The organism is Testudinibacter aquarius (genome assembly GCF_004342725.1).
GTDB classification, from domain to species: Bacteria; Pseudomonadota; Gammaproteobacteria; order Enterobacterales; family Pasteurellaceae; genus Chelonobacter; species Chelonobacter aquarius.
Genome location: NZ_SMCP01000005.1, coordinates 45,093 through 71,117 on the forward strand (window position 1 = coordinate 45,093; position 26,025 = coordinate 71,117).

The following is a 26,025-nucleotide window of genomic DNA, read 5'->3' on the forward strand; positions in this document are numbered from 1 at the left end:
GCTTAAGTAGAATTCGGTATAAGCTTGTAATTATCCTGAAATGGCTGTCATTCTCGTATCCTAACGATAAAAACACATAAGGGTGAGCAATTTATATGCTATTGAAAAAAACCTCAACACCTCCACCTACAACGCTGCCCGCTCATGGACACCGTTGTATGAGCATCTGTCGGTTTTTATCACCCGCTTTAAAATATGTGGCATTTTTTCTCTCATTTTTTGCTATTCTGGTGTTATTGACCGATCAGTTGATCGGCTTTTATGTGCGAAAAAACATCTATGATGACATAAACGCCCTCCCCCACCGCCCTTATGCGCTGGTGTTGGGAACCTCACGCTATTTTAGCGATAATTCACTTAACTTGTTTTATTACAACCGATTACTGGCTGCGCAGCAGTTGATAAAGAACAATAAAGTGGATTATTTATTGTTGAGTGGAGATAATCGCACCCCACAATACAACGAGCCACGCAACATGTTTTATGATCTGCGCAAACTTGGCGTCAACAGTGAATTTATGTATTTAGATTTTGCCGGTTTCCGCACGCTAGATTCAGTGATCCGTGCCAAAACCATTTTCCACGCCAATTCCATCACCATTGTTTCACAAAAGTTCCACTGTGAAAGGGCCTTGTTTATCGCTCAATACTACAATATCGACGCTATTTGCTATGCGGCGGAATACCCCAGCGAGCATTACGGTGTCAGAGTACGCGAATTTTTCGCGCGTCTTTACATGATTTGGGATCTATTAACCGAAAAAGGCCCGTACTTCTTGGGAGAGTCAGAGCCGCTACCGCCACCACTGATGGTAGAATAGCCTCCTCATTTTCCCGCAAGGCAAGATGTATTAGCGCAGTATGGAAATGAATTTAATCCACTATAATCTGTTTTAAGTATTGTCCTGAGGCATATAAACAGGGATAATATCGCTCTTGTTTTTTCGGCTGAAATGTTAGGGTCTGTTGATGTTTGATTACCTTTTATTGATGATTGGTACCGCACTTGTCAACAACTTTGTCCTAATTAAATTTTTAGGACTTTGTCCGTTTATGGGCGTATCAAAAAAAATCGAAACCGCAATCGGTATGGGACTGGCAACAACATTTGTGTTGACGGTTGCTTCCCTTTGCTCGTATTTAATCGATCGTTATATTTTGCTGCCGCTAAGCGCTGAATTTTTACGCACTTTAGTTTTTATTTTAGTAATCGCCGTCGTCGTGCAATTCACTGAAATGGTGATCCACAAAACCAGCCCGGCACTTTATCGACTGCTCGGTATCTTTTTGCCATTGATTACCACCAACTGTGCAGTGCTCGGCGTGGCATTGCTGAATATCAATCTTGCGCATAACTTAGTGCAGTCAGTATTATATGGTTTCAGTGCCGCCTTAGGTTTTTCGTTAGTGTTGGTGCTATTTGCGGCACTGCGTGAACGCTTGAGCGCAGCTGACGTGCCAAAACCATTTCGTGGCGCTTCGATTGCGCTGATCACCGCAGGACTGATGTCGCTGGCATTTTTGGGTTTCACCGGGCTGGTGCCGAACTGATGGAACTTTTCAGTCAATTAACCGCACTTCACTGGGTGCTGATCATTATTGCTTTTCTCGCCTTAATTTTTGGTGCAGTACTCGGCTTTTCATCGGTTAAACTCAAAGTAGAAAGCGATCCGATTGTTGATCAAATTGATGCTATTTTACCGCAAAGTCAGTGCGGACAGTGTGGTTATCCCGGCTGTCGTCCCTACGCCGAAGCGATTGCCAATGGCGACATCATCACAAAATGTGTACCCGGCGGACAACCGCTTGTGGTACAACTGGCTGATATGCTGGGCGTTGAAGTGCCAAAAACCGATTTTGACGAAGGTGCGCCCGAAGTCAAAGTCGCCTTTATCCATGAAGATATGTGCATCGGCTGTACCAAATGCATTCAAGCTTGCCCGGTCGATGCCATTATCGGTGCCAATAAAACCTTGCATACCGTTATTGCCGATCTCTGCACCGGCTGTGAATTGTGTGTTGCGCCTTGTCCAACCGATTGTATTACCATGGAACCAATTAAAACCGATATCGACCATTGGAATTGGAAATTTGATCCCAAGTTAGTCATCCCTATCTTGGATGTCAGCGAAAAAAGTGCGGTTGCTGCCCCAAACAGGGCTGAGGTGCAACATGAGTGATATTATCGAACGCATCAATGCCAACCGTCTCTGGACATTCCCCGGCGGTATTCACCCCGCCGAGATGAAATCCCAATCCAATCAGAAAAAAATTGGACGGATTGCCTACGGCGAACAACGCGGTGAACGCTTTTATATTCCGCTGAAACAGCATGTCGGTGAAGCCGCGGAACTGCTGGTTAATATCGGTGACAAGGTGCTAAAGGGGCAAGCGTTGACCCACAGCCAAAATTTCAGCAAGCTGCCGGTTCATGCACCGACATCCGGGAAAATTATTGATATCGGCAATTATCCCGCTAACCACCCATCAGGCTTGTCCGAACCTATTTTAGTCTTGGAAGCCGACGGTGCCGATCAGTGGCGTGACCGCACTTTAGCTGATGATTTTATGTCATTCAGCACAGAGCAACTGCTCACCCGTCTTTATCAAGCCGGCATCGCCGGTCTTGGCGGTGCCGTTTTTCCCAGCGCCAATAAAATCCGTCATGTCACCAGCGGCATTAAATTGTTGATTATCAACGGTGCCGAATGTGAACCTTATATCACCTGTGATGATCGCCTCATGCAAGATTATACCCCGGAAATGCTGGAAGGTATCCGAATTCTGCGCTATTTGACCCGTCCGGAAAAGGTAATTTTTGCGATTGAAGATAATAAACCCGCAGCGATTCAAGCGGTCAAACACGCCTTACAAGGCGCAAATGATATCGATCTACGGGTGATTCCGACGATTTATCCCTCTGGTGCGTCTAAACAGCTGATTCAAGTTTTAACCGGGCTGGAAGTACCAAAAAATGCCCGTTCTTCTTCCCTAGGGATTTTAATGCATAATGTCGGCACTGCTTTTGCAATTAAAAGAGCGGTGCTTGACGACGAGCCATTAATTGAACGGGTTGTGACCTTAACCGGTGATAAAATCCCACAACCACGCAATTACTGGATTCGATTAGGGACGCCGATTGCTGCCTTGCTTAAACAGGTCAATTATCAGTCAGACTCTCGTCTACCAATCTTTGTTGGTGGCCCGATGATGGGCTATATTCTGCCGAATCCGCAAGCACCGGTCACCAAAATGACCAACTGCCTGATTGCACCGGATCATTTCGAATATGCGCCACCTCCGCCGGAACAGAGCTGTATCCGTTGTTCCAGCTGTTCTGATGCCTGCCCGGTACAACTGCTGCCACAGCAATTATATTGGTTTGCACGCAGTGAAGATCATGAAAAATCTGAACAATATGATCTCAGCTCCTGTATTGAATGCGGGGTCTGCGCCTATGTTTGTCCGAGCAATATTCCGCTGATTCAATATTTTCGTCAGGAAAAAGCCAAAATTGCTGAGATTAAACACAAAGAACGCTTAGCGGAAGAAGCCAAAGTGCGGTTTGAACAGCGTGAAGCCCGTTTGTTGAAAGAGAAACAGCAGCGCGAATTGCGAGCACAACAGGCGGCAGAAAAACGCCGGCAAGAAATTGCGCAACAAAAAGGGCAAGATCCGGTCAAAGCCGCTCTTGAACGTTTGAAAGCTAAAAAAGCCGCACAAGCGGACAGTGAAACCCAAACTCATCCGACACCACAATCCATTATCACCGACAATGGAGAAGTTGTACCGGACAATCGTGCCTTGATCGCACAACGTAAAGCGCTACGTCAGGCGCGGGAACAAGCGCAACAAACGAGATCTGAAAGTGCGGTTGCCAACCAGCATGGCGATCCAAAAAACGATGCAAACAGCGATAAAAAGAGCAATGAAGCACAACCAAAATCTGCCGCTGTTGCCGCCGCTATTGCCCGTGCTAAAGCCAAAAAAGTTGCCACTCAATCGGTAAACCCAACTTCAAACAGTGAAGAAAATAAACCAAGTGCGTTCAGCGAAAGCGATGACCCGCGCAAAGCGGCTGTTGCCGACGCCATTGCCCGAGCCAAAGCTAAAAAAGCGGCCACTCAATCAGTAAATCCAACTTCAAACCGCGAAGAAAATAAGCCAAGTGCGGTCAGCGAAAGCGATGACCCGCGCAAAGCCGCTGTTGCCGCTGCGATTGCCCGTGCCAAAGCCAAAAAAGTGGCGCAACAAAATAGTGCTATCAGCAATATTGAAAAATTATAGGGAAAAATATGTTTAAAATGACCAGTTCCCCGCATACACACTCCAGCAATTTGACTGCCCGTTTTATGTTGTGGGTGATTGCTGCAATGCTGCCTGCTATTGCTGTGCAGTTGTATTATTTTGGCGTGGGTGTGCTGATTCAAATCGTATTGGCAGCCAGTTTTGCCTACGCCTTAGAACTCCTGGTTACACTGTTGCGCCGCAAACCCATTTTCTTTTATGTTGCCGATTTTAGTGTGATTTTAACGGCCTTAATTTTGGCAGTCGCAATTCCGCCCTACGCCCCTTACTGGATTATTTTAATCGGTACTTTTTGTGCCGTGATTCTTGGCAAACATGTGTATGGCGGCTTAGGGCAAAACCCATTTAACCCGGCGATGGTCGGTTATGTGGTGCTATTGATCTCCTTCCCATTGCAAATGACCAGTTGGATGCCACCAATTAGCTTATTACATGAGCCTCCGACTTGGAATGACGCTATCAGCCTGATTTTCAATGACCTCAGCAGCGACGGTTATTCATTGTTGCAGCTGGTGGGCACCATTGACGGTATCAGTCAAGCAACTCCGCTGGATTCAATCAAGAGCGGTTTGCACAATCAGCAATCCCTGAACAACATTCTGCACTCACCCATTTTCAGCCACGGCCGCTGGGGCAATTTTTTGGGTAACGGCTGGTGGCAACTCAACCTAGCATTCTTGCTCGGTGGTTTGTTATTGCTTTGGAAAAAAATTATTCATTGGCAAATTCCGATCGCACTTTTACTCAGTTTAACCCTGCTTAGTGCAGCAAACTGGTTGCTGGCACCACAGCTCGCACTAAACCCGCTAGCACAACTGCTGAGCGGAGCCACTATGTTCTGCGCTTTCTTTATCGCCACCGATCCGGTGACGGCGTCAATCACCCCGAAAGGCAAGCTGGTATTTGGTGCGTTAGTGGGTTTTTTAATCTATATTATTCGCTACTATGGCAACTACCCCGACGCTGTCGCCTTTGCGATTTTGCTTGCCAATATCAGTGTGCCGTTAATCGATCACTACACCCGACCACGCGTTTACGGTTACCGGGTCAATAACCTAAACAAATAGGAACGAACGATGTTAAAAACCACGTTTCGATCTGCCGTTATTTTGGCATTTGTCGCACTGCTCTGCACCGCACTTTCAATCGGTGTTTTTCTGTTGACCCGTGATCGTATTCAAAATGCAGCATTAAACCAGCAGCGGCAGCTGCTAAGCCAAGTGATTCCGGCTGATTATTTTGATAATGCCTTAATCGACGCTTGTGTCGTGCCGGATCAAAAGCGTTACCCGTTTTTAAAAACGATTTATATCGCCCGAAAACAGGGAGAAATCAGTGCATATGCAATAAAAGCCATTACCAATCAAGGTTATTCCGGACGAATCGAGATTTTGCTCGGCATCCGCCCTGACGGAAAAGTGTTGGGTGTGCGGGTGTTAAATCACAAAGAAACCCCGGGCTTAGGCGACAAAATTGAGGCTGAGAAATCCGATTGGATCTACAATTTTGATCAGCAGCTGTTCTCTCTGGAAAACCAGCAGCAATGGGCGGTGAAAAAAGACGGTGGTAAGTTCGATCAGTTTGCCGGTGCCACCATCACCCCAAGAGCGGTTGTTAATGCGGTAAAGCAAGCGGCGCTAACGGTTATCACCGACTTCAAACAATCGCCGGTAACACAATTTCCAGCTTGTGATTAAGAGGAAGAAATATGTCTGAAACCACAGTAAAAAACAGCCTTGGCGAAATTGAAATTCATGATATTACGCCAGCCGTTAGCAACACTGATTGGCAAGGAATTTTTCGTCAAGGTTTGTGGGATAACAATTCGACCCTAGTTCAATTGCTCGGGCTTTGCCCGCTGTTGGCGGTTTCGAACAGTGTTACCCACGCACTTGGGTTAGGCTTGGCAACCATGCTGGTGCTAATCTGCACCAATTCCATCGTTTCACTGTGCCGCCGCGCGATTCCGCACGCAATCCGAATCCCGATTTATGTGATGATTATTGCTGCGACTGTCACCGGCGTGCAATTATTAATGAATGCTTTTGTCTATGACTTGTATTTAGCCTTGGGAATTTTCATCCCGTTGATTGTCACCAACTGTATCGTGATCGGGCGCGCTGAAGCTTTTGCCAGTAAAAATGCAGTATTGCCATCAATGTTTGACGGATTTTCGATGGGGCTTGGCATGACGTGCAGCCTGTTTGTACTGGGCGCAATGCGAGAAATTTTAGGCAGCGGCACGCTATTTGCCGGATTGGATCAACTGTTCGGCAGCTGGGCGAAGGCACTTCGCCTTGAGATTCTGCATGTCGATACCAGCTTTCTGTTGGCAATTCTGCCGCCGGGGGCTTTTATCGGCTTGGGCTTAATCTTGGCGCTGAAAAACCTGATCGATAATAAAAAAGGATAAAGTGCGGTATGAATCAGCAAAAACGAATTGAAATTCTGACACGCCTGCGTGACGCCAACCCCAAACCGACCACCGAACTCAACTTCAGCTCACCATTCGAGCTGTTGATTGCGGTGATTTTATCGGCGCAAGCGACCGATAAAGGGGTCAATAAAGCGACTGATAAGCTGTTTCCGGTTGCTAATACGGCACAAGCAATTTGGGATTTAGGCGTAGATGGCTTAAAGGAATACATCAAAACCATTGGGTTATATAACAGCAAAGCAGAAAATGTGATTAAAACCTGCCGCTTACTGTTGGATCTGCACCACGGCGAAGTGCCGGAGTCACGCGAAGCGCTGGAAGCACTGCCCGGTGTTGGACGGAAAACGGCAAATGTGGTGCTGAATACTGCTTTTGGTTGGCCGACTATCGCTGTCGATACCCACATTTTTCGTGTTTCAAATCGTACCAACTTTGCCCCCGGTAAAGACGTGGTAAAAGTAGAAGAAAAACTGCTGAAAGTCGTACCAAAAGAATTCAAAGTTGACGTACACCACTGGCTGATTCTGCACGGCCGCTATACCTGCATCGCCCGCAAACCCCGCTGTGGCGCCTGTATTATCGAAGATTTGTGTGAATTCAAAGACAAAACCGAATATTAATACGAATAGAAGTGCGGTCTGACCGCACTTTGAATATAAACCACAGCTACTTTCTGTCTAAATAGCGTTCCACCGTATCCACAACTGCCTGAGTTTGCGAGTCAATTTCAATATTGACTTTATCACCGATTTTTTTCTGTCCGATAATGGTTCGTTGCAGAGTTTCCGGAATTAGATTGACGCAAAAACGGCTGTCTTCCACTGCGCCAATAGTCAAACTGATGCCGTCAATCGCAACATAACCTTTGGTCAAAATATATTTAATCAACTGCGGTTGTTGCAGTTGAAACCAAATTTGATAGTTGTTCTCCGTTTCGATAATCCGTTCGATGAATACCATGCTGTACACATGACCGGAAAGCATATGCCCGCCGATTTCATCACCGATTTTCATCGCACGCTCGATATTAATTTCGTCTCCCGGCTGCAAATCCCCCAGATTGGTGATCCGCAAAGTCTCCTGCATCAGATCAAAACTCAGCAAATCGCCGTCAATTTGGGTCACGGTCAAACATACCCCGTTATGCGCTACCGAAGCGCCCAGTTTCAGCCCGTCCAATAAATCCGACGGCATTTTGATGATGTGGGTTTTAAAATCTTTTTTTGTTTCAATTGATTCAATTCGGGCTTTACCCTGTATAATGCCTGTAAACATATTTGCTCTCTTGGATTAGTCATTATTCAAATTAACGTTCAGATTATAAATCTTTTTCCTAAATTAGGCAGAATTTATTTATGCTAAAGTTCACTGCAAACGGTCAGCACCGTATAGAAATGCGACAATTAATTAAAATCGCCTTACCGATTTTGATCGCACAAATTGCGCAAAGTTCGATGGGGATGATCGATACGATTATGGCAGGGCGTGTCAGTGCCGCTGACATGGCGGCCATTTCCATCGGTGCATCCATCTGGTTTCCGTTGGTGCTGTTCGGGCATGGATTGCTGCTGGCGCTGCCGCCAACCATCGCTTATCTCAACGGTTCAGGACAACGCAAACGGATCGCCCATCAAGTGCGGCAAGGCATCTGGATCGTACTGTTGATCAGCATACCCCTGTTTGCTTTAATCTATAACAGTTATGTTATTGTTGATTTTATGGGAATGGAGCCACGCTTAGCGACAATCTCCAGCCAATATTTACAAGCAATGGCATTCGGCATCGTACCCTATTTGTTGATGATCAACTTTCGCGGTTTAAATGACGGCTTGGCAAAAACCAAACCGGCGATGGTGATCGGTTTTATTGGTTTGTTGCTAAATATTCCACTGAACTATATTTTTATCTATGGCAAATTGGGGCTGCCGGCATTTGGTGCCGTGGGTTGTGGAATCGCTACCGCACTGGTCAATTGGCTGATGATGTTGATGATTTTGATCTACTGCTACCGCGCAAAAAATCAAAAAGACTTAAAATTATTCCCAAAACTTTTAGAAAAACCCGACTGGTTGACGCTGCGTAAACTACTCAATTTAGGCGTACCGATTGCGCTGACACTATGTGCTGAAGTCACTTTGTTTACCATTGTCTCACTGTTGATTGCTCCACTGGGTGCCAATGTGGTTGCCAGCCACCAAATCACCCTGCAAACCAGTTCGTTTATCTTTATGTTGCCACTCTCAATTTCGATGGCAACGACTATTTTAGTCGGGCAGCGCTTGGGGGAACAAAATGTCGAAGGTGCGAAACAAGTCAGCTACAGCGCACTGGGGCTGGGGCTGATTGTTGCCGCTGCCACAGCGATTTTAACGTTGTTGTTCCGTAGCCAAATTTCCCAGATTTTTGTCAGCGATCAAGAGGTTATTGCGATGGCGTCTTTCTTGCTGCTGTTTGCTGCGGCTTATCAAATTCCCGACAGTATCCAAGTGATCGCTGGTGGTGCGCTGCGTGCCTATAAAGACACCAAAGCGATTTTGATAATCTCATTACTGTGCTATTGGGTGATCGGTATGCCGGTGGGCTACATCAGCGGCTTAACCGACTGGCTTGGTACTCCTTTGGCAGCGCAAGGCTTTTGGATCGGTTTTGTATTATGCTTGACCTTTGCATCGGTTTTCTTACTGCTACGTCTACGCCAAATCCAGCGCATTCCGGCAACCGCACTTTTAGCACATTTAGAACGAATTAAATAATCGGAGGAAAAATGAAACCTATCATTAACGTTGCTATTGCCGGCTTTGGTATGTCGGCGCAAGTTTTTCATGTCCCTTTTTTACTGATTGACCCACGTTTTAAGATTAAAAAGGTGTTTGAACGTAGCGGTGAAAAATCCAAACAGAAAATTCCTGATGTGGAAGTGGTACGGGATTTTGCTGAACTGTTAACCGATGAGATTGATCTGGTGATTATCACCACCCCAAATTTAACGCATTATCCGTTGGCAAAACAAGCTATTCAAGCGGGCAAGCATGTCATAGTGGAAAAACCAGTCAGTGTCACGACTGAGCAAGTTGCTGAATTAGGTCAATTGGCTGGCGAAACCGGTATTATTGTATCCCCTTACCAAAACCGCCGCTGGGATAGTGGCTTTCAAGCAGTTAAAAATATCATCGCCAATAATCTGATTGGCGATATAGTGGACTATCAAGTGCGGTATGACCGCTACAGCGCCAACAAAAATCCGAAAGCATGGAAAGAGACCGGCGAAAAAGGCACTGGCTTAGTCTACGATTTAGGGGTACATTTATTGGATCATGCGGTGGATACTTTCGGTATGCCACAAGCACTGTTTGCTGATATTCGCTATCAACACGAGGGCGCTGTGAGCGATGATAACTTCCAAATTTATCTGTATTACCCTCAATTAAAAGTGGAACTGGCCGCCAGTAAATATGTGCGGGAAAAAGCACCGCACCTTGCTCTACATGGTCGTCACGGATCATATCTGAAACAAACCATGGATATTCAAGAATCCAGATTAGCGCAAGGCATCGCACCGTGCGGCAACTGGAATCTGGAAGATGAAGCTGATTGGGGTATACTCAACACCGATCTCAACGGCATCCACTTTCGTGGCAAAATCGAATCCCCCGCCATGAGTTATGCTGCCTATTATGACAATATCTACGCTGCCATTACCGCCAATGCCCCGCTGATCGTCACCATAGCACAAGTAACAAAAGTGATGGCATTACTGGAAAAATGCTTTGAAAGTGCAACGTTACGCAAAGTGGTGGAGGTTTAAAAATTAAGCTGAAAAATAGGTTGGGTATTTTTAAAGCCTGAATTGTTAGGGTGCTAAAGATCTTCAATCACATGGTCGAACCATTCAATCACGTCTGCTTCATGAATGCCGTTTTGGATAGGAATTCCCGCGAGCTTAACAGAGTTGGGATCGCGGGAAATCAATGGGTGCCAGTCAAACAGTGGTTTGTTTTCATATAACAAGCGGTAGGCGCAAGTTTTCGGCAGCCAGCTGAAATCCGGTAGGTTTTGTTTGGTGAGTTTGGTGCAATCTTCTTCCAGTTCAAAACGGCGAGGATAATTGCAGCATTTTCCGCTGGTGAGATCCAATTGATTGCAGGCAATTCGGGTAAAATAGATGCGCTCGTGTTTGCCGTAGCCGTCAAGAATCTTGCGATAGCAGCATAAACCGCACCCGTCGCATAACGCTTCCCACTCCTGATCGTTCATTTCTAGCAAGGATTTCGTTTGCCAAAACCGCTCTTTCATTTGCTTCCTTTCTAATTTTGCCAAATTTTCTGCCAAAAAGTCAGTCAATAAAAAACAGGCATGATAACCGATGCCTGTTTGATAACTTACGATTTATCGCTTAAAAATCGGCACTCTCTTTTAAGCTGACCGTCAAATTGAACACCAGCTTACCCGGAGCGGAATCTTTGCTGTCGGCACAGAAATAGCCTTCCCGTTCAAACTGATACGCCTGTTCGGCTTTGGCATCGGCAAGGCTTGCCTCGACAACGCCGTGTACGACTTTCAATGAATTCGGATTTAACACCGCTAAAATATCTTCTGCTGCGCCCGGGTTGCTGACGCTGAACAGGCGATCGTATAAACGGAATTCAGCCGTGTGATTGTTCGCTGCCGAAACCCAATGGATTACGCCTTTCACTTTGCGCCCGTCGCTTGGGTTTTTGCCTAACGTTTGCGGATCGTAGCTGCAATACAGCGTGGTGATATTGCCGTCGGCATCTTTTTCGACACGTTCCGCCTTGATCACATACGCATTACGCAACCGCACTTCTTTGCCTAACACCAAGCGTTTATATTTTTTATTGGCTTCTTCACGGAAATCCGCTTGATCAATATAAATTTCACGACCAAATGGCAATTGGCGCTCGCCCAGTTCAGGACGGTTCGGGTGATTTGGTGCACTGATCCACTCGTTGTCAGCATCATAGTTTTCAATCACCACTTTCAACGGATTCAACACCGCCATGGCACGTGGCGCATTGATGTTGAGGTCATCACGGATACAGGCTTCCAAAGCACTGAACTCCACGGTATTGTCCTGTTTGGTCACGCCGATACGTTCGCAAAATTCACGCAGCGAAGCCGGAGTATAACCACGGCGACGCAAACCGGAAATGGTTGGCATCCGCGGGTCGTTCCAACCATCCACTACGTTATCGGTCACCAGTTGCAACAGTTTACGTTTTGAGGTCAGCGTACTTTCCAGATTCAAGCGCGAAAATTCGTATTGGTGCGGCAGTGGGCGTTCAATCGAGATATTTTCTAATACCCAGTCATACAAACGGCGGTTGTCTTGAAATTCCAAGGTACATAACGAGTGGCTGATCCGCTCAATCGCATCGGAAATGCAGTGGGTGAAATCGTACATCGGATAGATACACCATTTATCTGCAGTTTGGTGGTGGTGGGCGAATTTGATCCGATACAACACCGGATCACGCATCACCATAAACGGCGATGCCATATCAATTTTGGCACGCAAACACGCTTCACCTTCGGCAAAACCGCCATCACGCATTTTTTCAAATAAAGTGCGGTTCTCTTCAATCGAACGATCACGATACGGACTATTTTTGCCCGCTTCGGTCAACGTGCCGCGATATTCACGAATCTGCTCTGGCGACAATTCATCAACATACGCCAAGCCTTTCTCAATCAATTCAAGTGCGTAGCCATACAGTTGATCGAAATAATCCGAGGCATAGCGCACCTCGCCCTGCCATTTGAAACCGAGCCATTCCACGTCTTGTTTGATCGAATCGACATATTCCACGTCTTCTTTCACCGGATTGGTGTCATCAAAGCGCAGGTTGCATAAACCTTGATAATCTCTAGCAATACCGAAATTCAAACAAATCGATTTGGCGTGTCCGATATGCAGGTAGCCGTTCGGCTCCGGCGGAAAACGGGTGTAAACCGTTTCAACCTTACCCTGCGCCAAATCTTCATCGATAATATGGCGGATAAAATTAGACGGTCGGTGTTCTGCTTCATGCACAGCAGCAGTTTCAGGTTGGCTCATAGCACTTCCTTAAATAATAAATCTGAATAGAAAATTAGTCTATTCTACACGCTTTAGCGACGGAAAAAAACCGTTACCGCAATTCCGTCCCTCTCCGATTTTTTAAGCTCTTCTTAAGAAATTAATGCTATAGTGAGTACACTTATAAAATTCACAAAATAGTCTTGGCATAATCACCCCATGAAAGCAAAAAAAATCAAAACCATTGCCCTTGCCGCCGTGATGCTAACCGCACTTTTCGGCGGTTATTACTATTGGCACGACAGTGCCGGCAGCGATAATAAAACCACCTACATGACAGAGACGGTCAACCGCACTTCGCTTTCCGACAGCGTGATTGCCACCGGCACCGTGCGCAGCTATAACAGAGTCGAAGTCGGAGCGCAAGTATCCGGTCAGCTGCTCCGGATTCATGTCGTTTTAGGGCAAAAAGTGAAAAAGGGCGATTTAATTGCGGAAATTGATGCTAAAAATCAGAATAACGAGCTGGCAACCGCACTTGCCCAACTGTCGTCCTATCAGGCACAACTGAATGCGGCGCAAGCCAATTTAACGGCGATGCAATCCTCTTACGATCGGATAAATCGCTTGTATAAACAAAAATCCGCCACTCAAGATAGTCTTGAAACCGCACGGGTGAATCTTGCGAATGCGCAATCGACGATTGCACAATTGGAATCCTCCATCAAGCAGGCGGAAATTTCAGTTACCACGGCACAAACCAATCTGGCTTACACCAAAATTCTTGCCCCGATTGACGGCACGATTATTTCGATTCCGGTGTCTGAAGGGCAAACTGTCAATTCAAACCAAACCGCACCAACCATTGTACAAGTGGCAGATTTAAGCAAAATGTTGATCAAGGCCGAAATTTCCGAGGGTGACATCAGCAAAGTCAAAGCGGGAATGAAAGTGCGGTTTACTACGTTGGCAGAACCGAATAAAGTCTATCAATCAGAAATTGCCTCGATTGATCCGGCATTGACCACCCTGACTGATAATGATTACAGCGAATCTTCCAGCGACAGCAGCGCCGTCTATTTTTATGCCAACATTGTGATCGATAACCCTGACGAAGCGTTGCGCATCGGTATGACCACCCAAAATACGATTACGATTGTTGATGCCGAAAACGTATTGACGATTCCAACCATGGCAATTCAAAAAGTCGGTGAGCGGTATCAAGTGAGAGTATTGACTGCGGACAATAAAGCGGAAACCCGTACAATTGAGATTGGCATCAGCGATGATATGAATACCCAAGTCTTATCCGGCTTGGCAGAAGGTGAGCAAGTGATTTCCGCTGAAATGCGACAAGGCGAAGAAGTCGGTAGCAGCGGACAAATGCGGATGCGCTTTTAATCGAGCGGGGCAAATATGAATATTATTGAAGTCAGCAAACTGAACAAATATTTCGGCGCCGGCGAGAATCGGGTTCATATCTTAAAAGCGATCGATTTGACCATCAAAAAAGGCGATTTTATCGCGATTATGGGCACCTCCGGTTCGGGCAAATCAACCTTGATGAATATTCTCGGTTGCTTGGATATCGCCAGCGACGGCAGCTATAAAATTGATGGTGTAGATACCTCGCCACTGTCGCGCGATCAGCTGTCCGATCTGCGCCAGAAAAAATTCGGTTTTATCTTCCAGCGTTATAATTTGCTGTCTGCGCTAAGTGCGGTGGAAAACGTGGCACTGCCGGCGGTGTATGCCGGTTTGCCGCAACAACAACGGTTACAACAAGCGGAAGCGTTGCTGAAAAAACTGAATTTAGGCGATAAATTGGCAAACAAGCCGAATCAACTCTCCGGTGGGCAGCAACAACGGGTCAGTATTGCTCGCGCCTTGATGAATGGCGGTGAAATTATTTTGGCTGACGAACCGACCGGCGCACTCGACTCAAAGAGCGGTGCCATGGTGATGCAAATCTTGCAGGATCTGCACCATGAAGGACACACTATTATTTTAGTGACCCACGATAAAGATGTCGCCGGCTACGCCAATCGGATTATCGAACTGAAAGACGGGCGTATTATCAACGACACCCGCCGCGCCGATCAGATTATCGAAAAAGACACATCAGTTAAGATTAACAAAAACCGCTTGGCGCAATTTAAAGATCAACTGATCGAATCGTTTAAAATGTCGGTCAGTGCGATTCTGGCACACAAAATGCGCTCCTTGCTGACCATGCTCGGGATTATTATCGGTATTACTTCAGTGGTGTGCGTGGTTGCGATCGGCAACGGCTCGCAACAGAAAATCCTATCGAATATCAATTCGTTAGGCACGAATACCATGGATATTTACAACGGCACCGGTTTTGGTGATCGGCGCGCTAATCGTACCAAAAATCTGACCGTTCAAGATGCCGATATTCTGGCAAAACAGCATTATATTGAAAGTGTCACGCCGAATAGCACGCTCAACGGCACCCTGACTTACGGCAGCCAAGCGGTCAGCGCACAAGCGCGTGGTGTCGGTGATCAGTTCTTTAATGTCAAAGGCTTAACCCTGAAGCAGGGGAAAGCGTTTAACGCACAAGATGTCGCCGATAATGCACAAGTTGCGGTGATCGATGAAAATACACAAAAAGAGCTGTTTGCCGACAAATCGCCGTTAGGTCAGATTATTATGATCGACAAAAAACCGTTAAAAATTATCGGTGTGGCCGCAACCAATAACAATATGGGAATGTCCAGCAGCTCGCTGAATGTGTGGCTGCCCTACACTACCGCGATGAATAAAATTTCCGGCGAAAAAACCATTGATTCGATCACGGTTAAAGTCAACGATAATGTCAACACCCAAATTGCCGAGAAAAATTTGACCCAATTGTTGACCATGCGCCACGGCAAAAAAGATTTTTTCGTGATGAACACCGATACGATTAAACAAACGATTGAAAGCACCACCAATACCATGAAACTCCTGATTTCATCGATTGCGTTGATCTCGTTAATCGTCGGCGGCATCGGGGTGATGAACATCATGTTGGTTTCGGTGACCGAACGCACCAAAGAGATTGGTGTGCGTATGGCAATTGGCGCCCGACAATCGAATATTTTGCAGCAATTTTTGATTGAAGCCACCCTGATCTGCGTGATCGGCGGTTTGGTCGGTGTGGTGTTATCCTATTTTATCGGCTTAGTGTTTAACAGTGCCATGCAAGATTTCAATATGCTGTTTTCGCTGGATTCAATTGTCGCCGCCGTGATCTGTTCTACCTTAATCGGCTTGATTTTCGGTTTCTTACCGGCAAAAAATGCGTCACAACTGAATCCGATCACCGCACTTTCAAGAGAATAGAGAATAAAGATTAATATGATTTCAACCACCTTATTTCGTCGTTCCGTCACCGCCTTATTGCTGAGTGGTTTGCTGACGGCTTGTGTCAGCAATGAACAACAAACCGGCTATCAACAGCAAATGCAGCAATTCGGGCAGTATCAAGCGCTGACCGAGCAATATCAGATCAATCCAAACTGGTGGACGCAATATCAAGATGCCCAGTTAAACCGCCTGATTGACACCGCACTTGCTAATAATCTGGATTTGGCAAAAGCCGCAATCAGCGTCAACCGTGCTTTGTATAATGCCAATTTATTGGGTGCCGATCTGGTGCCGACATTCGGCGGTTCAATATCCGGCAGCGTGCAAAAAAATACCGAAAGCGGTGTCTCAACCAGCAGTTACGGTAGTTCATTGTCGTTAAATTATACTCTTGATCTGTGGCGCAAACTTGTTGACAGTGCCGATGCCGCCGAATGGGAACACAGCGCGACCGAAGCCGATTTAGATGCGGTGAAATTGACGCTGATTAACCAAGTGATCGACAGCTACTATCAAATTGCCTATTTGAAACAAGCTATCGCTATAGTGCAAAACAATATCAAAACCTATCAGCAAATCGCCACCTTGACCCAAAACCAAGTCAACCAAGGTGTCACCTTGCAATTAGATGCCGATCAAAGCCGACAATCGGTGTTATCGGCGGAAAACCAACTGATTAGCTATCAATCACAATTGCAAACCGTAGAAAGCACACTGCGCAATCTGCTAAACTTACAACCGCAGCAAAATCTGGGACTAAGTGCAGTCAACTTAAAAACCTTGAAATTGCTGCCGGTCAATCTGGATATTCCATTATCCACTATTGCCAACCGTCCGGATTTGAAGGCTTATCAATACCGCCTAAGCTCCGCCTTTAAGAGTTTAAACGCAATGGAAAAAAGCTGGTATCCGAGCATTACCTTAGGCGCCAGTTTAGCCACCGGCGGCGGCAGTGTCGGCAACATGTTTGATGCGCCGTTGAGTGGTGGTACGCTTGGGATTAACTTACCGTTTTTAGACTGGAATCGGGTGAAATGGAATGTAAAATTGTCGGAAGCGGCGTATGAAACCGCCAAGCTGAATTTCCAACAAGGCATCACCACCGCCCTGAATGAAATTAACAGCAACTATAAGGCGTATCAATTGGCACAAAAAAGCTACCAGAACCTAAACCAAAAATACCGCTATGATCGTAGTATCAGCAATACCTATCGCTTACAATATAACGCTGGAATTACTGGAATGAAAGATTGGTTGGCGGCGCTCGCCACTGAACAAAATTCCGAATTGAGTATTTTGCAGGCAAAATATGATTTGTTGCGCTATGAAAATGCGATTTACCAAAGTATGGCGGGAAAATACCAACATTAATCATAATAAAAAACGGACGTTAAGCATATGTCCGTTTTTTACTTTATCACCCAAGAATTAAGACGTTAAACTTTGTTCCAGTGGTACCGGGATAATTTTAGTGGCATGCGAACCTTTGTCACCGTGAATCGCCTCAAATTGTACTTTTTGACCGGCTTTCAAAGAGCGGTAGCCGTCCATCTCAATCACCGAATAGTGTGCGAAAATATCGTCAGAACTGCCCTCTTCTGCAATAAATCCAAAACCTTTGGCGTTGTTAAACCATTTTACTGTTCCTATCTGCATACCCCGACCTCACCTTGTTTGATTCTGCACCATGATCTGTTGTTTATCATTGTTTTGATAAGCAACGCATTGATAATTCTTTAATAAATCGTCAAAATACGCAATCTTTAATCCCTTAAAATTAGCGGGAGATCACAAAATTAATGCAATGTTTTCATTTACTTGATAGATTTTCGCTTGAAAATGGAGTCTACCTTCATTTACAATCGACAAAGTGCGGTCAGCGGGCAAACAAAAACCACATGCTATTTTAAAACAGCATGTGGTTTTAAGGTTGTTATTTCAACACGTAACAGTTATTTAGGCAATACAGCTTCCGTTTGTTTTAAAGCATCAATACCTTGAGTACAGCTCTGCTCTTGCACTTCTTTTGGTAATGAAGCAAGCTGTGTTTTACTGGCTTCCAGTTGATCTTTCATGCTTGCCATTGCTGGATTTTGACCGCTCTTGGCAACAAATTGATCAATTTGCTCGAAATACTTAGTACATGATTCAGAAAGATCCGCAGCTTGTGCGCCCACTGCAAAAAGTGAAACACCGACTGCTAAAAAAATTTTTTTCATAATCTCTAACCTTATATCTAGGGTGTGGTATAGGTCAACCTTTGTAAGGTTGCCCCTGGATATTATTACAAAGTAATAATATTTGATTCTACCACATGTTTTGTTTTGTAAAGATATGCTTTTTTCTCGCGTTTAGCTAGGGGCTGTTGACCTTTTGTGTTTATAAATCAAGCAAAAAGAGTGTGATTTTATCCGACAGCGACCTACGGTCGCAATCGGTTAAGCATTGATGAGAGGCTTTGCCTCTCTGAACGGCTGATCTATGCGTAACCTAGTACGGCTTTGCCGTGCTAGGCTAAAAGGATTAGTTTTAGCTCAAATAATATACTTAAAAGATCAACAGACCCTATTTCTTTCGCTCGATCCACTGTCCATTAAGATAATCGGCTATCCACTTAGTCGCTTTGCCGTCTTTTTCAGAAGTCACATACTGACGTTTTTCCTTGCGGCTGAAACGTACTATCGTTTTATTTCCTTCTGAATCAACGGTCGGCGCTTCAGTTAAATAGTGGAATTTTTCCGGTAACCGCTCTTTGAATCGTACCAGCTCCTCAACATAAGGGGCGCGAGTTTCACGGGATTTCGGGAAATTGTGCGCCGACATAAAGACACCGCTGGCGCCGTCACGCAGCACAAAATAGGCATCGGATTTTTCACACGGCAGCTCAGGGAAAGCCACCGGATCCTCTTTTGGCGGTGCCACTTCGCCGTTTTTCAAAATTTTGCGGGTATTACTGCAATTGGTGCAGCCCATATATTTACCGAAACGCCCCAGTTTCAGGTGCATCTCCGCACCGCACTTGTCACATTCGACCACCGGACCGTCATACCCCTTGATTTTATATTCGCCCTGCTCAATCAGATAGCCGTCACAATTCGGGTTGTTACCGCAAATGTGCAGTTTACGCTGCCCGTCAATCAGATAGCTGTCCATTGCGGTGTGGCATTTCGGGCAGCGTTTGCGTTTACGCAAGGCATCGGTTTCGGAATCATCGTCCAAAACATTCAACAATTCTGCTTCCGGAATCAGGTTAATCGTGGTTTTGCAGCGCTCTTTCGGCGGCAACGCATAGCCGGTACAGCCTAAAAATACGCCGGTACTGGCGGTGCGAATCGCCATATTGCGCCCACACGTCGGACATTTGATTTCAGTTTCGACCAGACTGTTCGGCGTCATCCCGCCTTCGAGTTCGTCCAATTCAGCAGTAGACAATTTTTGTGAAAAATCGCTGAAAAATTGATTTAACTCGGTTTTCCAATTGGCGTTGCCGTTGGCAATTTGATCCAAGGAATCTTCCATATTGGCGGTAAAATCGTAGTTCATCAGTTCACTGAACGACTGATTCAAACGATCAGTGACGATCTCACCCATTTTTTCGGCGTAAAAACGGCGGTTTTCAACCCGCACATAACCACGATCTTGAATCGTGGAAATAATTGAGGCATAGGTTGATGGTCGCCCGATGCCGCGTTTTTCCAATTCACGCACCAATGCCGCTTCGGTGTAACGTGCCGGTGGTTTAGTGAAGTGTTGTTGCGGAATGACTTGGCTCAAATTCAATTTTTCGTTGACCGCTACTTGCGGCAACACCTGATCTTCGGCACTTTTCCCCATAATCGGCAGCACTTTGGTCCAACCGTCAAAGCGCAAAATCCGCCCTTTGGTTTTCAACTCGTACTCACCGGCTTGCACGCTGAGTGTAGTTGAATCATATTGTGCCGGCGGCATTTGACACGCCAAGAATTGGCGCCAAATCAAGTCGTACAACCGCACCGCATCTTTATCCATGCCGTTTAGATCTTTATCTTTCACCGCCACATCTGACGGACGAATCGCTTCATGCGCCTCTTGTGCATTGTCTTTACTGGAATAAAAATTTGGCTGTTCCGGCAAATATTGTTTGCCGAACTGCTTTTCAATATAGCTGCGAGCCATATTCAACGCATCTTGGCTCAAATTGGTGGAGTCGGTACGCATATAAGTGATGTAACCGGCTTCATACAGGCGTTGTGCCATCATCATGGTTTTTTTCACGCCAAAACCTAAGCGCGTGCTGGCAGCCTGTTGTAAAGTTGAGGTGATAAACGGTGCTTTGGCACGAGAACTGGTCGGTTTGGTCTCCAAGCTGCTGACAATGTAATCGGCTTTTTGCAAGGCCGCAACCGCCACATCGGCTTGCTGTTGGTTGACCGGTTCAAACTTTTTGCCGTTAAATTGCGTCACATCTAAGCGGATGCCTTGTTGCTGTTGGGTCAAGGTGTCAACCGCCACTTCCCAAAACTCTTTCGGATCAAACGATTTGATCTCTCTTTCGCGTTCAACCAGCAGTTTCACAGCCACCGACTGCACTCGCCCGGCGGACAGCCCACGCGCCACTTTTTTCCACAGCAGCGGGGAGACCATAAAGCCGACCACGCGATCCAAAAAACGGCGAGTCTGTTGGGCGTTGACTCGATCTAAATTCAGCTGCTCCGGTTTTTCAAACGCATTTTTGATGGCATTTTTAGTAATTTCATTAAACACCACGCGGCTATAGCGGGCATCATCGCCGCCGATCACTTCACGCAAATGCCAAGCAATCGCCTCTCCCTCTCTATCCAAGTCGGTTGCCAGATAGATATGTTCCGCTTTTTTCGCCAGTGATTTCAGCTCCGCAACCACTTTTTCCTTACCCGGCAGAATCTGGTAATTGGCTTTCCAACCGTGATAAGGATCGATGCCCATGCGTTTCACCAACGCTTCTTGGTCACGTTCCGCTTTCAATGCTGCTTTTTCTTCCACGCTCATGCCTTTGGTCGAAACCGCCTTGCGTTTTTCACCGGTTGCAGACCCGGCTGTCGGCAAATCACGAATATGTCCGACACTGGACTTCACCACATAATCTTTGCCTAGATATTTATTGATTGTTTTGGCTTTCGCTGGGGACTCGACAATCACTAATGATTTACTCATTTTCTTCCTATTCTTATACGTTAATACTTTTAATGTTGCCTGACCGCACTTTACAGCTTCACAATCAGCGTGTTCCAATCAGCGTGCTCGTTAATCAAAATTAACATCAGGACATCATAAAATGCGCTGACAATATCAAGGTTTGCAGGGGATTACAATAGCTTTTCCGCCAAAGCGTACAATTCTACAAGGCTTTGCTTTTTAATCGCCTGATTTTTTTGCTTGTGCGCTACCGCACTTTCACGCAAAATATAAACAAACATCAATAGACCCTCGGGTTACGAATAAGGAGAGATGATGCAAACAGCGATTTTTGCCGGCGGATGCTTTTGGTGTATCGAAGCGGTATATAACCAAATACAAGGGGTGCAAAGTGCGGTTTCAGGCTATATCGGTGGACACCTCGCCGACCCAAGCTATCGTCAGGTTTGTGATAGCGACACCGGACACGCCGAAGCGGTAAAAATCGAGTTTGATCCACAGCAGATAAGCTATCAAACGCTGTTGGATATTTTCTTCGCTATTCACAATCCAACCGCGCTGAACCGTCAAGGTAACGATATCGGTACTCAATATCGCAGCGAAATTTTTTATTTGAACGACCAGCAAAAACAGCTTGCCGAACAAACCATCATCGAGCTGCAACCGCACTTTAGCGCCCCAATTGTGACGAAAATCAGCCCTGTCACAACATTTTATCCGGCAGAAAACTATCATCAAGGCTACTTCCTACAAAACCCCAACACCGGCTATTGCAGCATGGTGGTTGCGCCTAAATATTTAAAAGCTAAAGTCAAATTTGCGGAGTTGTGGAAAACAGATTTGTAGCTGATGAGTATTTGTTATGCAGAAAAAATTGTGATGTGCAGAAAATTGACTTCTGCACTTTTAGGGTCTGTTGATGTTTGTTTATAATTTGAGCTATAGACTTCCTTGAACCCGTTCAAATCCAAATTTTCTTAGGGTGCTACCAATATCAAAGTAAGCCTGAGCCACGCCTTTAGGATGGTTTTTTTCAGTATCTGCGACAACTAAATCAAATGAAATTGCATACATGAAACTATTTCGCCTCAGGATCTTCCAATAATTTGGATAATTTATAAATCTCTTGCTCACCACTTTCGATCAGCGTGATATTAACTAAAATATCCCCGTCCGGTAATACTTGGGCTTGCTCACCAACCTGATATGGAATGCCATAAACACCAAAGGTTTTAATTGCACCAACTGGGATTTGTGCTGTATTTTCCATTATCCTCTCCTTTAGTCAAAACGACCTTAGATGAATTCTACAGCGTTATTGGTCGATGTAAAGTCTACCATTTAAATATAAACTAACAGAAGTATAAAAAAACCTGCTGTTATTCGCAGCAGGTTTCGGGCTAGTGTCTTTTATTATTTTACTGAGTAGATTAAGCCATTACCAATATTTGGCAATTTCCGCTCTGATCGCTTCTGCAGTGGCTTTGCCCTTTTCGCCAACCAAGGCACGACCAGCGATAAAGGCTTTTGCGTTGCGAATGCCGGCAAACAGGTGAATATCTTCCGGCACAATGCCACCCGTGATTGAAAGCTCCAGCCCCAAATCAGACAGTTGCTGCATTTTCACCAGATCTTCCTCAGTCCAGCCCACGCCAGCCAATTCTGCATCACGCGAGCGGTGATAAATCGCTTGGCGAATGCCGAGATCAACCCATTTTTGTGCATCTTGCAGCGTCCAGTTGCCGTATAATTCAATTTGAATTTCACGCTTAAATTCGTCAGCCACTTTCTTACAGGCACCAATGGTGGCAATATGGGCGGCGGCAGAAACAGTGATCCAGTCAGCACCGGCTTCAAATGCCATTTTGGCTAGAATCGCGCCACCATCGGTGGTTTTCATATCGCATACCAAAATATGTTTCGGGTGATTTTTTCTCAAAGTGCTGACCGCACTCATGCCTTCAGCAAATGCTAAAATCGTGCCGACTTCAATAATATCCACATAGCCCGCTACATTATCAGCGGTTTCAACTGCGGTTGTTAAATCCAAAGAATCCAATGCAATTTGCAATAAAGGTTTGGTTGTCATAATTTCTCCTGTTTACTTTACATTTATTTATTCAACGCTTGATCAATAACTTGATAGATCTCTTCTTTAGTCTGGCAAGCTTTAATTTTCTCCAAATCCACGCCACTTTCGCTCTCTTCATCTTCCAGTATTTGGGTAATCTCCATTAATCCCTGCATATGCTGATTTGAATCACTGCCTGCCAAAGTAATCAACACATCGACCGGTGTCTCTTCGCCCTCGAAAGTGACCGGGGTGCTGAGTGTCACCAGTGCAAAGGCGGTTTTATTCACACCATCTTCCGGTCTGGCATGTGGCATTGCCAAGCCCGGCGCTAAAATAATATAAGGACCTAATTTTTTGATACTGTCCACAATAGCATTATGATACCGCACTTCGACTGCACCGGACTTCACCAGCATATCAGTACCGATTTTAATCGCAGCCTGCCAATCTGCTGCCTGCTGATTCAACTTAATCGAATCATTATCGATGAGTGATTGTTTTAAGTTCATAGCCTTCCTCTATCTTCCTTTTGTAAAATCCGGCATGACGAATTCGTCATGCCGATAGCCAGTTTATTTTGTTTTAAAATTCTGTTCAATGATAGCAATCAATTCTTCACCAAAAGAGTTTGGATTCAACATATTTTGCACGCCCAGAATATATTTTCCGTTAGGGACTTGCATCTCACCTGCCAGATGTTTGGAAGAGACGATGATATCAGTGCTGTCAATTTTCGATTTATAATCAGAAATTGCGCAAGAATCCATACTGTTCGGAATCCCTTTTTTGTCTAAGTAAGCGCCGATTTTCATTTTCATCATCATGGACGATCCCTGTCCGTTTCCACAAACCGCCAATACTCTGACCGGTTTGATACTTCCTAGTTCGTTGCTATTGTTGCTATTGTTGCTGTTGCTATTGTCATCACTACTGTCTGAGTCATCGATGCCATAACCGTCCATTTGATCCAAGGTTTTGCCTGCGGCAAGTGCTGCGGCTTCATCAGCACGCAATTTTTTAGAGGCGTATGCCATATACACAAAAGAAACCCCTAAAATCGCAAAGAAGAAGAATGGAATACTGTTGATACCCTGCAAAATTGGTGGGAATACCAGCGCCCAGTCTGCCATGCCCATCCAGCCGTTGAAAGCCGTGCCATTGTCAGCGAAAATTTGAATCGCCCAAGCAGAGCCCAGCACTTCGATAATCCCCATTACAAAACAGATTTTCATCACCGATTTCCAACCGCCGAAATGGTTGGCAAATACGCCGATGGTGGCATTGGAGAAGAACATCGGGATAAAGCCCGGAATGATCATGATCGGCGAGCTGAATAACAGCAACCCAATCACTGCCACAAATTGTCCGATTGCGCCCCACATAAAGCCGAACACCATCGCATTTGGCGAATACGCATAAATCGCAGCACAGTCAATCGCCAACACTGCATTGGGAATAATGCGCTCCGAAACCCCTTTAAACGCTTCCGACAACTCTGCCACAAACATCCGCACCCCAGCGACAATCACTTGAATCGCCACCGCAAATTTCAACCCGGTTTCAAGAATATAGATAGTCCAATGCGTTTTGCCTGCCATCTCTTGTAAATTGGTCAATCCGAACGAAAGCAAAATAATCCCGAAGAATACCGTCATCACAATCGCAGTAGCAGAAATGCTATCGTGGAAAATATGCAACCATTTTGGCAATTTTAAATGATCGACCGAATCGTTTTTATCACCCAATTTCGGTGCAATTTTAGTCGCAATCCAAGAGGCAAACTGCTGTTGGTGACCGATGGAAAATCCAGCCCCGCCAGTGACCGCTTGAGTGGCTTTATACATGATGTTGGAAGAAATCGACCAGTACAGCGCCATCAGAATCGAAGTATAGATGATGGTTTCCCACATTGAGGCGCCCAATACCATATAAAATACCGCAACCAAACCCGCTTGTTGGAACATAATGTGCCCGGTCAGCATGATGGTGCGAATACCGGTAAAGCGACGGAACACGACCAACAGAATATTCAGCGCCAACGCCATCAACACCGCATAACCAACCCAAGAGTAGTTATCCCCCATGGTTTCCATCGTTGCCATCATACTGGTGTAGGGATCAATCACCGAACCGGTCAAATGGTGATACTCTGATAATTTTTCAATCACTGGTTTGAATCCACTTACCAGTGTAGAAGCCCCAACTTGCACCAACATAAAACCGACAATCGTCTTAATTGTACCTTTTAAAACAGTGGTTGTGTCTTTGCGCAGAAGAATATAGCCAATACAGGTGACTAAACCCAGCAATAAAGGGGCTTTTGTCATAACTTGGCTATAGAAAATATAAAATATATTATATAGTGTTTCCATAATTCGACTCCATCGATTCCATAGTGATCGGGGTTGATTGATTACATCTGATGACTTACTTTGGTTTGTCAGGGCATTTGATCGTGCAACCTCATCTCCCTGATTCATTAATCATAATAAGTCATCATTTATGAAAAAATAAAGATTAATTTTGATTTTTTGTGATCTAAATCGCTTATTTTAATAATTTTATAACATTAAAAATATCCAGGTGAAATTTTAAAGTTAACTTTATTGTTATTTATCATAATATTAATTGAAGTTAGAC

At 45.3% G+C, this 26,025-nt stretch carries 25 protein-coding genes; 14 read left to right on the plus strand and 11 right to left on the minus strand.

Going from position 1 to position 26,025, the window contains the following annotated elements:
* Positions 1-158: 158 nt before the first annotated feature.
* The 8 genes from EDC16_RS06250 (at position 159) to nth (ending at position 7,365) form a co-directional block, all read left to right on the plus strand.
* A complete protein-coding gene (locus EDC16_RS06250; protein ID WP_132966528.1) occupies positions 159-821 on the plus strand; it encodes a SanA/YdcF family protein in 663 nt (220 codons plus the stop codon).
* A gap of 148 nt (positions 822-969) precedes the next feature.
* Entirely contained in the window at positions 970-1,551 is a 582-nt protein-coding gene (gene rsxA, locus EDC16_RS06255) for an electron transport complex subunit RsxA (RefSeq protein WP_132966530.1), read from the plus strand.
* Complete coding sequence (gene rsxB, locus EDC16_RS06260) at positions 1,551-2,180, plus strand: electron transport complex subunit RsxB (RefSeq protein WP_132966532.1); 630 nt, start codon at positions 1,551-1,553, stop codon at positions 2,178-2,180. Before rsxA ends, rsxB begins: the two co-directional genes overlap by 1 nt.
* On the plus strand, positions 2,173-4,287 hold the full coding sequence (rsxC, locus tag EDC16_RS06265) for an electron transport complex subunit RsxC (protein WP_132966534.1): 2,115 nt from the start codon (positions 2,173-2,175) through the stop codon (positions 4,285-4,287). The genes rsxB and rsxC overlap by 8 nt, the downstream gene beginning before the upstream one ends.
* Before the next feature lie 8 nt (positions 4,288-4,295).
* Positions 4,296-5,375: an electron transport complex subunit RsxD gene (gene rsxD / locus EDC16_RS06270; protein ID WP_132966536.1), complete on the plus strand. Its 1,080-nt coding sequence runs from the start codon at positions 4,296-4,298 to the stop codon at positions 5,373-5,375.
* 9 nt (positions 5,376-5,384) lie between these two features.
* Positions 5,385-6,005: an electron transport complex subunit RsxG gene (rsxG, locus tag EDC16_RS06275; RefSeq protein ID WP_132966538.1), complete on the plus strand. Its 621-nt coding sequence runs from the start codon at positions 5,385-5,387 to the stop codon at positions 6,003-6,005.
* Positions 6,006-6,016: 11 nt separating this feature from the next.
* Positions 6,017-6,721 (plus strand): electron transport complex subunit E, encoded by a 705-nt coding sequence (locus EDC16_RS06280; protein WP_132966540.1) that lies wholly within the window; start codon positions 6,017-6,019, stop codon positions 6,719-6,721.
* 8 nt (positions 6,722-6,729) lie between these two features.
* Entirely contained in the window at positions 6,730-7,365 is a 636-nt protein-coding gene (nth, locus tag EDC16_RS06285; protein WP_132966542.1) for an endonuclease III, read from the plus strand.
* 46 nt (positions 7,366-7,411) lie between these two features.
* Here nth and EDC16_RS06290 read toward each other — a convergent pair whose 3' ends face one another.
* Complete coding sequence (locus EDC16_RS06290; protein WP_132966544.1) at positions 7,412-8,020, minus strand: riboflavin synthase subunit alpha; 609 nt, start codon at positions 8,018-8,020, stop codon at positions 7,412-7,414.
* Between the two features lie 80 nt (positions 8,021-8,100).
* Between EDC16_RS06290 and EDC16_RS06295 the strand changes: the two genes are divergently transcribed.
* Together EDC16_RS06295 and EDC16_RS06300 are read left to right on the plus strand one after the other, a co-directional pair.
* On the plus strand, positions 8,101-9,498 hold the full coding sequence (locus EDC16_RS06295) for an MATE family efflux transporter (protein WP_132966546.1): 1,398 nt from the start codon (positions 8,101-8,103) through the stop codon (positions 9,496-9,498).
* A gap of 11 nt (positions 9,499-9,509) precedes the next feature.
* A complete protein-coding gene (locus tag EDC16_RS06300; RefSeq protein WP_132966548.1) occupies positions 9,510-10,550 on the plus strand; it encodes a Gfo/Idh/MocA family oxidoreductase in 1,041 nt (346 codons plus the stop codon).
* A gap of 53 nt (positions 10,551-10,603) precedes the next feature.
* On the opposite strand, the gene EDC16_RS06305 is transcribed toward EDC16_RS06300, so the two are convergent.
* A complete protein-coding gene (locus tag EDC16_RS06305; RefSeq protein WP_132966550.1) occupies positions 10,604-11,038 on the minus strand; it encodes a YcgN family cysteine cluster protein in 435 nt (144 codons plus the stop codon).
* Between the two features lie 100 nt (positions 11,039-11,138).
* Entirely contained in the window at positions 11,139-12,821 is a 1,683-nt protein-coding gene (gene glnS / locus EDC16_RS06310) for a glutamine--tRNA ligase (RefSeq protein ID WP_132966552.1), read from the minus strand.
* A 180-nt stretch (positions 12,822-13,001) separates the two neighbouring features.
* Here glnS and EDC16_RS06315 point away from each other — a divergent pair, with 180 nt between their 5' ends.
* From EDC16_RS06315 to tdeA, 3 genes are read left to right on the plus strand one after another with little or no spacing between them, the layout of a single operon-like run.
* Positions 13,002-14,183 (plus strand): efflux RND transporter periplasmic adaptor subunit, encoded by a 1,182-nt coding sequence (locus EDC16_RS06315; RefSeq protein WP_132966554.1) that lies wholly within the window; start codon positions 13,002-13,004, stop codon positions 14,181-14,183.
* Between the two features lie 15 nt (positions 14,184-14,198).
* Positions 14,199-16,133: a MacB family efflux pump subunit gene (locus tag EDC16_RS06320; protein ID WP_132966557.1), complete on the plus strand. Its 1,935-nt coding sequence runs from the start codon at positions 14,199-14,201 to the stop codon at positions 16,131-16,133.
* Positions 16,134-16,148: 15 nt separating this feature from the next.
* Positions 16,149-17,528 carry a toxin/drug exporter TdeA gene (tdeA, locus tag EDC16_RS06325; RefSeq protein WP_132966559.1) on the plus strand — a complete coding sequence of 460 codons (1,380 nt, stop codon included), beginning with the start codon at positions 16,149-16,151 and terminating at the stop codon, positions 17,526-17,528.
* Positions 17,529-17,585: 57 nt separating this feature from the next.
* On the opposite strand, the gene cspD is transcribed toward tdeA, so the two are convergent.
* From cspD to topA, 3 genes are all read right to left on the minus strand, one after another.
* The gene (gene cspD, locus EDC16_RS06330; protein WP_132966561.1) at positions 17,586-17,813 is read right to left on the minus strand and encodes a cold shock domain-containing protein CspD; all 228 of its coding nucleotides are present in this window, start codon (positions 17,811-17,813) and stop codon (positions 17,586-17,588) included.
* 296 nt (positions 17,814-18,109) lie between these two features.
* The gene (locus tag EDC16_RS06335) at positions 18,110-18,376 is read right to left on the minus strand and encodes a DUF5339 domain-containing protein (RefSeq protein WP_132966563.1); all 267 of its coding nucleotides are present in this window, start codon (positions 18,374-18,376) and stop codon (positions 18,110-18,112) included.
* 346 nt (positions 18,377-18,722) lie between these two features.
* A complete protein-coding gene (gene topA / locus EDC16_RS06340) occupies positions 18,723-21,329 on the minus strand; it encodes a type I DNA topoisomerase (protein WP_132966565.1) in 2,607 nt (868 codons plus the stop codon).
* Positions 21,330-21,623: 294 nt separating this feature from the next.
* On the opposite strand from topA, the gene msrA reads away from it, so the two are divergent.
* A complete protein-coding gene (gene msrA, locus EDC16_RS06345; protein ID WP_198362762.1) occupies positions 21,624-22,157 on the plus strand; it encodes a peptide-methionine (S)-S-oxide reductase MsrA in 534 nt (177 codons plus the stop codon).
* 93 nt (positions 22,158-22,250) lie between these two features.
* Here msrA and EDC16_RS12840 read toward each other — a convergent pair whose 3' ends face one another.
* From EDC16_RS12840 to EDC16_RS06370, 5 genes are all read right to left on the minus strand, one after another.
* On the minus strand, positions 22,251-22,385 hold the full coding sequence (locus EDC16_RS12840; protein ID WP_269778489.1) for a hypothetical protein: 135 nt from the start codon (positions 22,383-22,385) through the stop codon (positions 22,251-22,253).
* A gap of 4 nt (positions 22,386-22,389) precedes the next feature.
* Positions 22,390-22,581, minus strand: a complete 192-nt coding sequence (locus EDC16_RS06355) for a DUF5397 family protein (protein WP_132966569.1) — start codon at positions 22,579-22,581, stop codon at positions 22,390-22,392.
* 168 nt (positions 22,582-22,749) lie between these two features.
* Positions 22,750-23,400: a 3-keto-L-gulonate-6-phosphate decarboxylase UlaD gene (locus EDC16_RS06360; RefSeq protein WP_132966571.1), complete on the minus strand. Its 651-nt coding sequence runs from the start codon at positions 23,398-23,400 to the stop codon at positions 22,750-22,752.
* A gap of 23 nt (positions 23,401-23,423) precedes the next feature.
* A complete protein-coding gene (locus EDC16_RS06365) occupies positions 23,424-23,894 on the minus strand; it encodes a PTS sugar transporter subunit IIA (protein ID WP_132966573.1) in 471 nt (156 codons plus the stop codon).
* Positions 23,895-23,957: 63 nt separating this feature from the next.
* The gene (locus EDC16_RS06370) at positions 23,958-25,865 is read right to left on the minus strand and encodes a PTS ascorbate-specific subunit IIBC (protein ID WP_416069089.1); all 1,908 of its coding nucleotides are present in this window, start codon (positions 25,863-25,865) and stop codon (positions 23,958-23,960) included.
* Positions 25,866-26,025 lie beyond the last annotated feature (160 nt).

Bases quoted from the DNA above. Each gene is read 5' to 3' on its own strand.
- msrA (WP_198362762.1), top strand. From the start codon at position 21,624: ATGATGCAAACAGCGATTTTTGCCGGCGGATGCTTTTGGTGTATCGAA.
- rsxC (WP_132966534.1), top strand. From the start codon at position 2,173: ATGAGTGATATTATCGAACGCATCAATGCCAACCGTCTCTGGACATTC.
- EDC16_RS06250 (WP_132966528.1), top strand. From the start codon at position 159: ATGAGCATCTGTCGGTTTTTATCACCCGCTTTAAAATATGTGGCATTT.
- rsxD (WP_132966536.1), top strand. From the start codon at position 4,296: ATGTTTAAAATGACCAGTTCCCCGCATACACACTCCAGCAATTTGACT.
- topA (WP_132966565.1), bottom strand. From the start codon at position 21,329: ATGAGTAAATCATTAGTGATTGTCGAGTCCCCAGCGAAAGCCAAAACA.
- EDC16_RS06315 (WP_132966554.1), top strand. From the start codon at position 13,002: ATGAAAGCAAAAAAAATCAAAACCATTGCCCTTGCCGCCGTGATGCTA.
- rsxG (WP_132966538.1), top strand. From the start codon at position 5,385: ATGTTAAAAACCACGTTTCGATCTGCCGTTATTTTGGCATTTGTCGCA.
- EDC16_RS06320 (WP_132966557.1), top strand. From the start codon at position 14,199: ATGAATATTATTGAAGTCAGCAAACTGAACAAATATTTCGGCGCCGGC.
- EDC16_RS06300 (WP_132966548.1), top strand. From the start codon at position 9,510: ATGAAACCTATCATTAACGTTGCTATTGCCGGCTTTGGTATGTCGGCG.
- EDC16_RS06295 (WP_132966546.1), top strand. From the start codon at position 8,101: ATGCTAAAGTTCACTGCAAACGGTCAGCACCGTATAGAAATGCGACAA.
- tdeA (WP_132966559.1), top strand. From the start codon at position 16,149: ATGATTTCAACCACCTTATTTCGTCGTTCCGTCACCGCCTTATTGCTG.
- EDC16_RS06370 (WP_416069089.1), bottom strand. From the start codon at position 25,865: ATGAATCAGGGAGATGAGGTTGCACGATCAAATGCCCTGACAAACCAA.
- EDC16_RS06305 (WP_132966550.1), bottom strand. From the start codon at position 11,038: ATGAAAGAGCGGTTTTGGCAAACGAAATCCTTGCTAGAAATGAACGAT.
- EDC16_RS06355 (WP_132966569.1), bottom strand. From the start codon at position 22,581: ATGGAAAATACAGCACAAATCCCAGTTGGTGCAATTAAAACCTTTGGT.
- cspD (WP_132966561.1), bottom strand. From the start codon at position 17,813: ATGCAGATAGGAACAGTAAAATGGTTTAACAACGCCAAAGGTTTTGGA.
- nth (WP_132966542.1), top strand. From the start codon at position 6,730: ATGAATCAGCAAAAACGAATTGAAATTCTGACACGCCTGCGTGACGCC.
- rsxB (WP_132966532.1), top strand. From the start codon at position 1,551: ATGGAACTTTTCAGTCAATTAACCGCACTTCACTGGGTGCTGATCATT.
- EDC16_RS06335 (WP_132966563.1), bottom strand. From the start codon at position 18,376: ATGAAAAAAATTTTTTTAGCAGTCGGTGTTTCACTTTTTGCAGTGGGC.
- EDC16_RS06365 (WP_132966573.1), bottom strand. From the start codon at position 23,894: ATGAACTTAAAACAATCACTCATCGATAATGATTCGATTAAGTTGAAT.
- EDC16_RS06290 (WP_132966544.1), bottom strand. From the start codon at position 8,020: ATGTTTACAGGCATTATACAGGGTAAAGCCCGAATTGAATCAATTGAA.
- glnS (WP_132966552.1), bottom strand. From the start codon at position 12,821: ATGAGCCAACCTGAAACTGCTGCTGTGCATGAAGCAGAACACCGACCG.
- rsxA (WP_132966530.1), top strand. From the start codon at position 970: ATGTTTGATTACCTTTTATTGATGATTGGTACCGCACTTGTCAACAAC.
- EDC16_RS06360 (WP_132966571.1), bottom strand. From the start codon at position 23,400: ATGACAACCAAACCTTTATTGCAAATTGCATTGGATTCTTTGGATTTA.
- EDC16_RS06280 (WP_132966540.1), top strand. From the start codon at position 6,017: ATGTCTGAAACCACAGTAAAAAACAGCCTTGGCGAAATTGAAATTCAT.
- EDC16_RS12840 (WP_269778489.1), bottom strand. From the start codon at position 22,385: ATGTATGCAATTTCATTTGATTTAGTTGTCGCAGATACTGAAAAAAAC.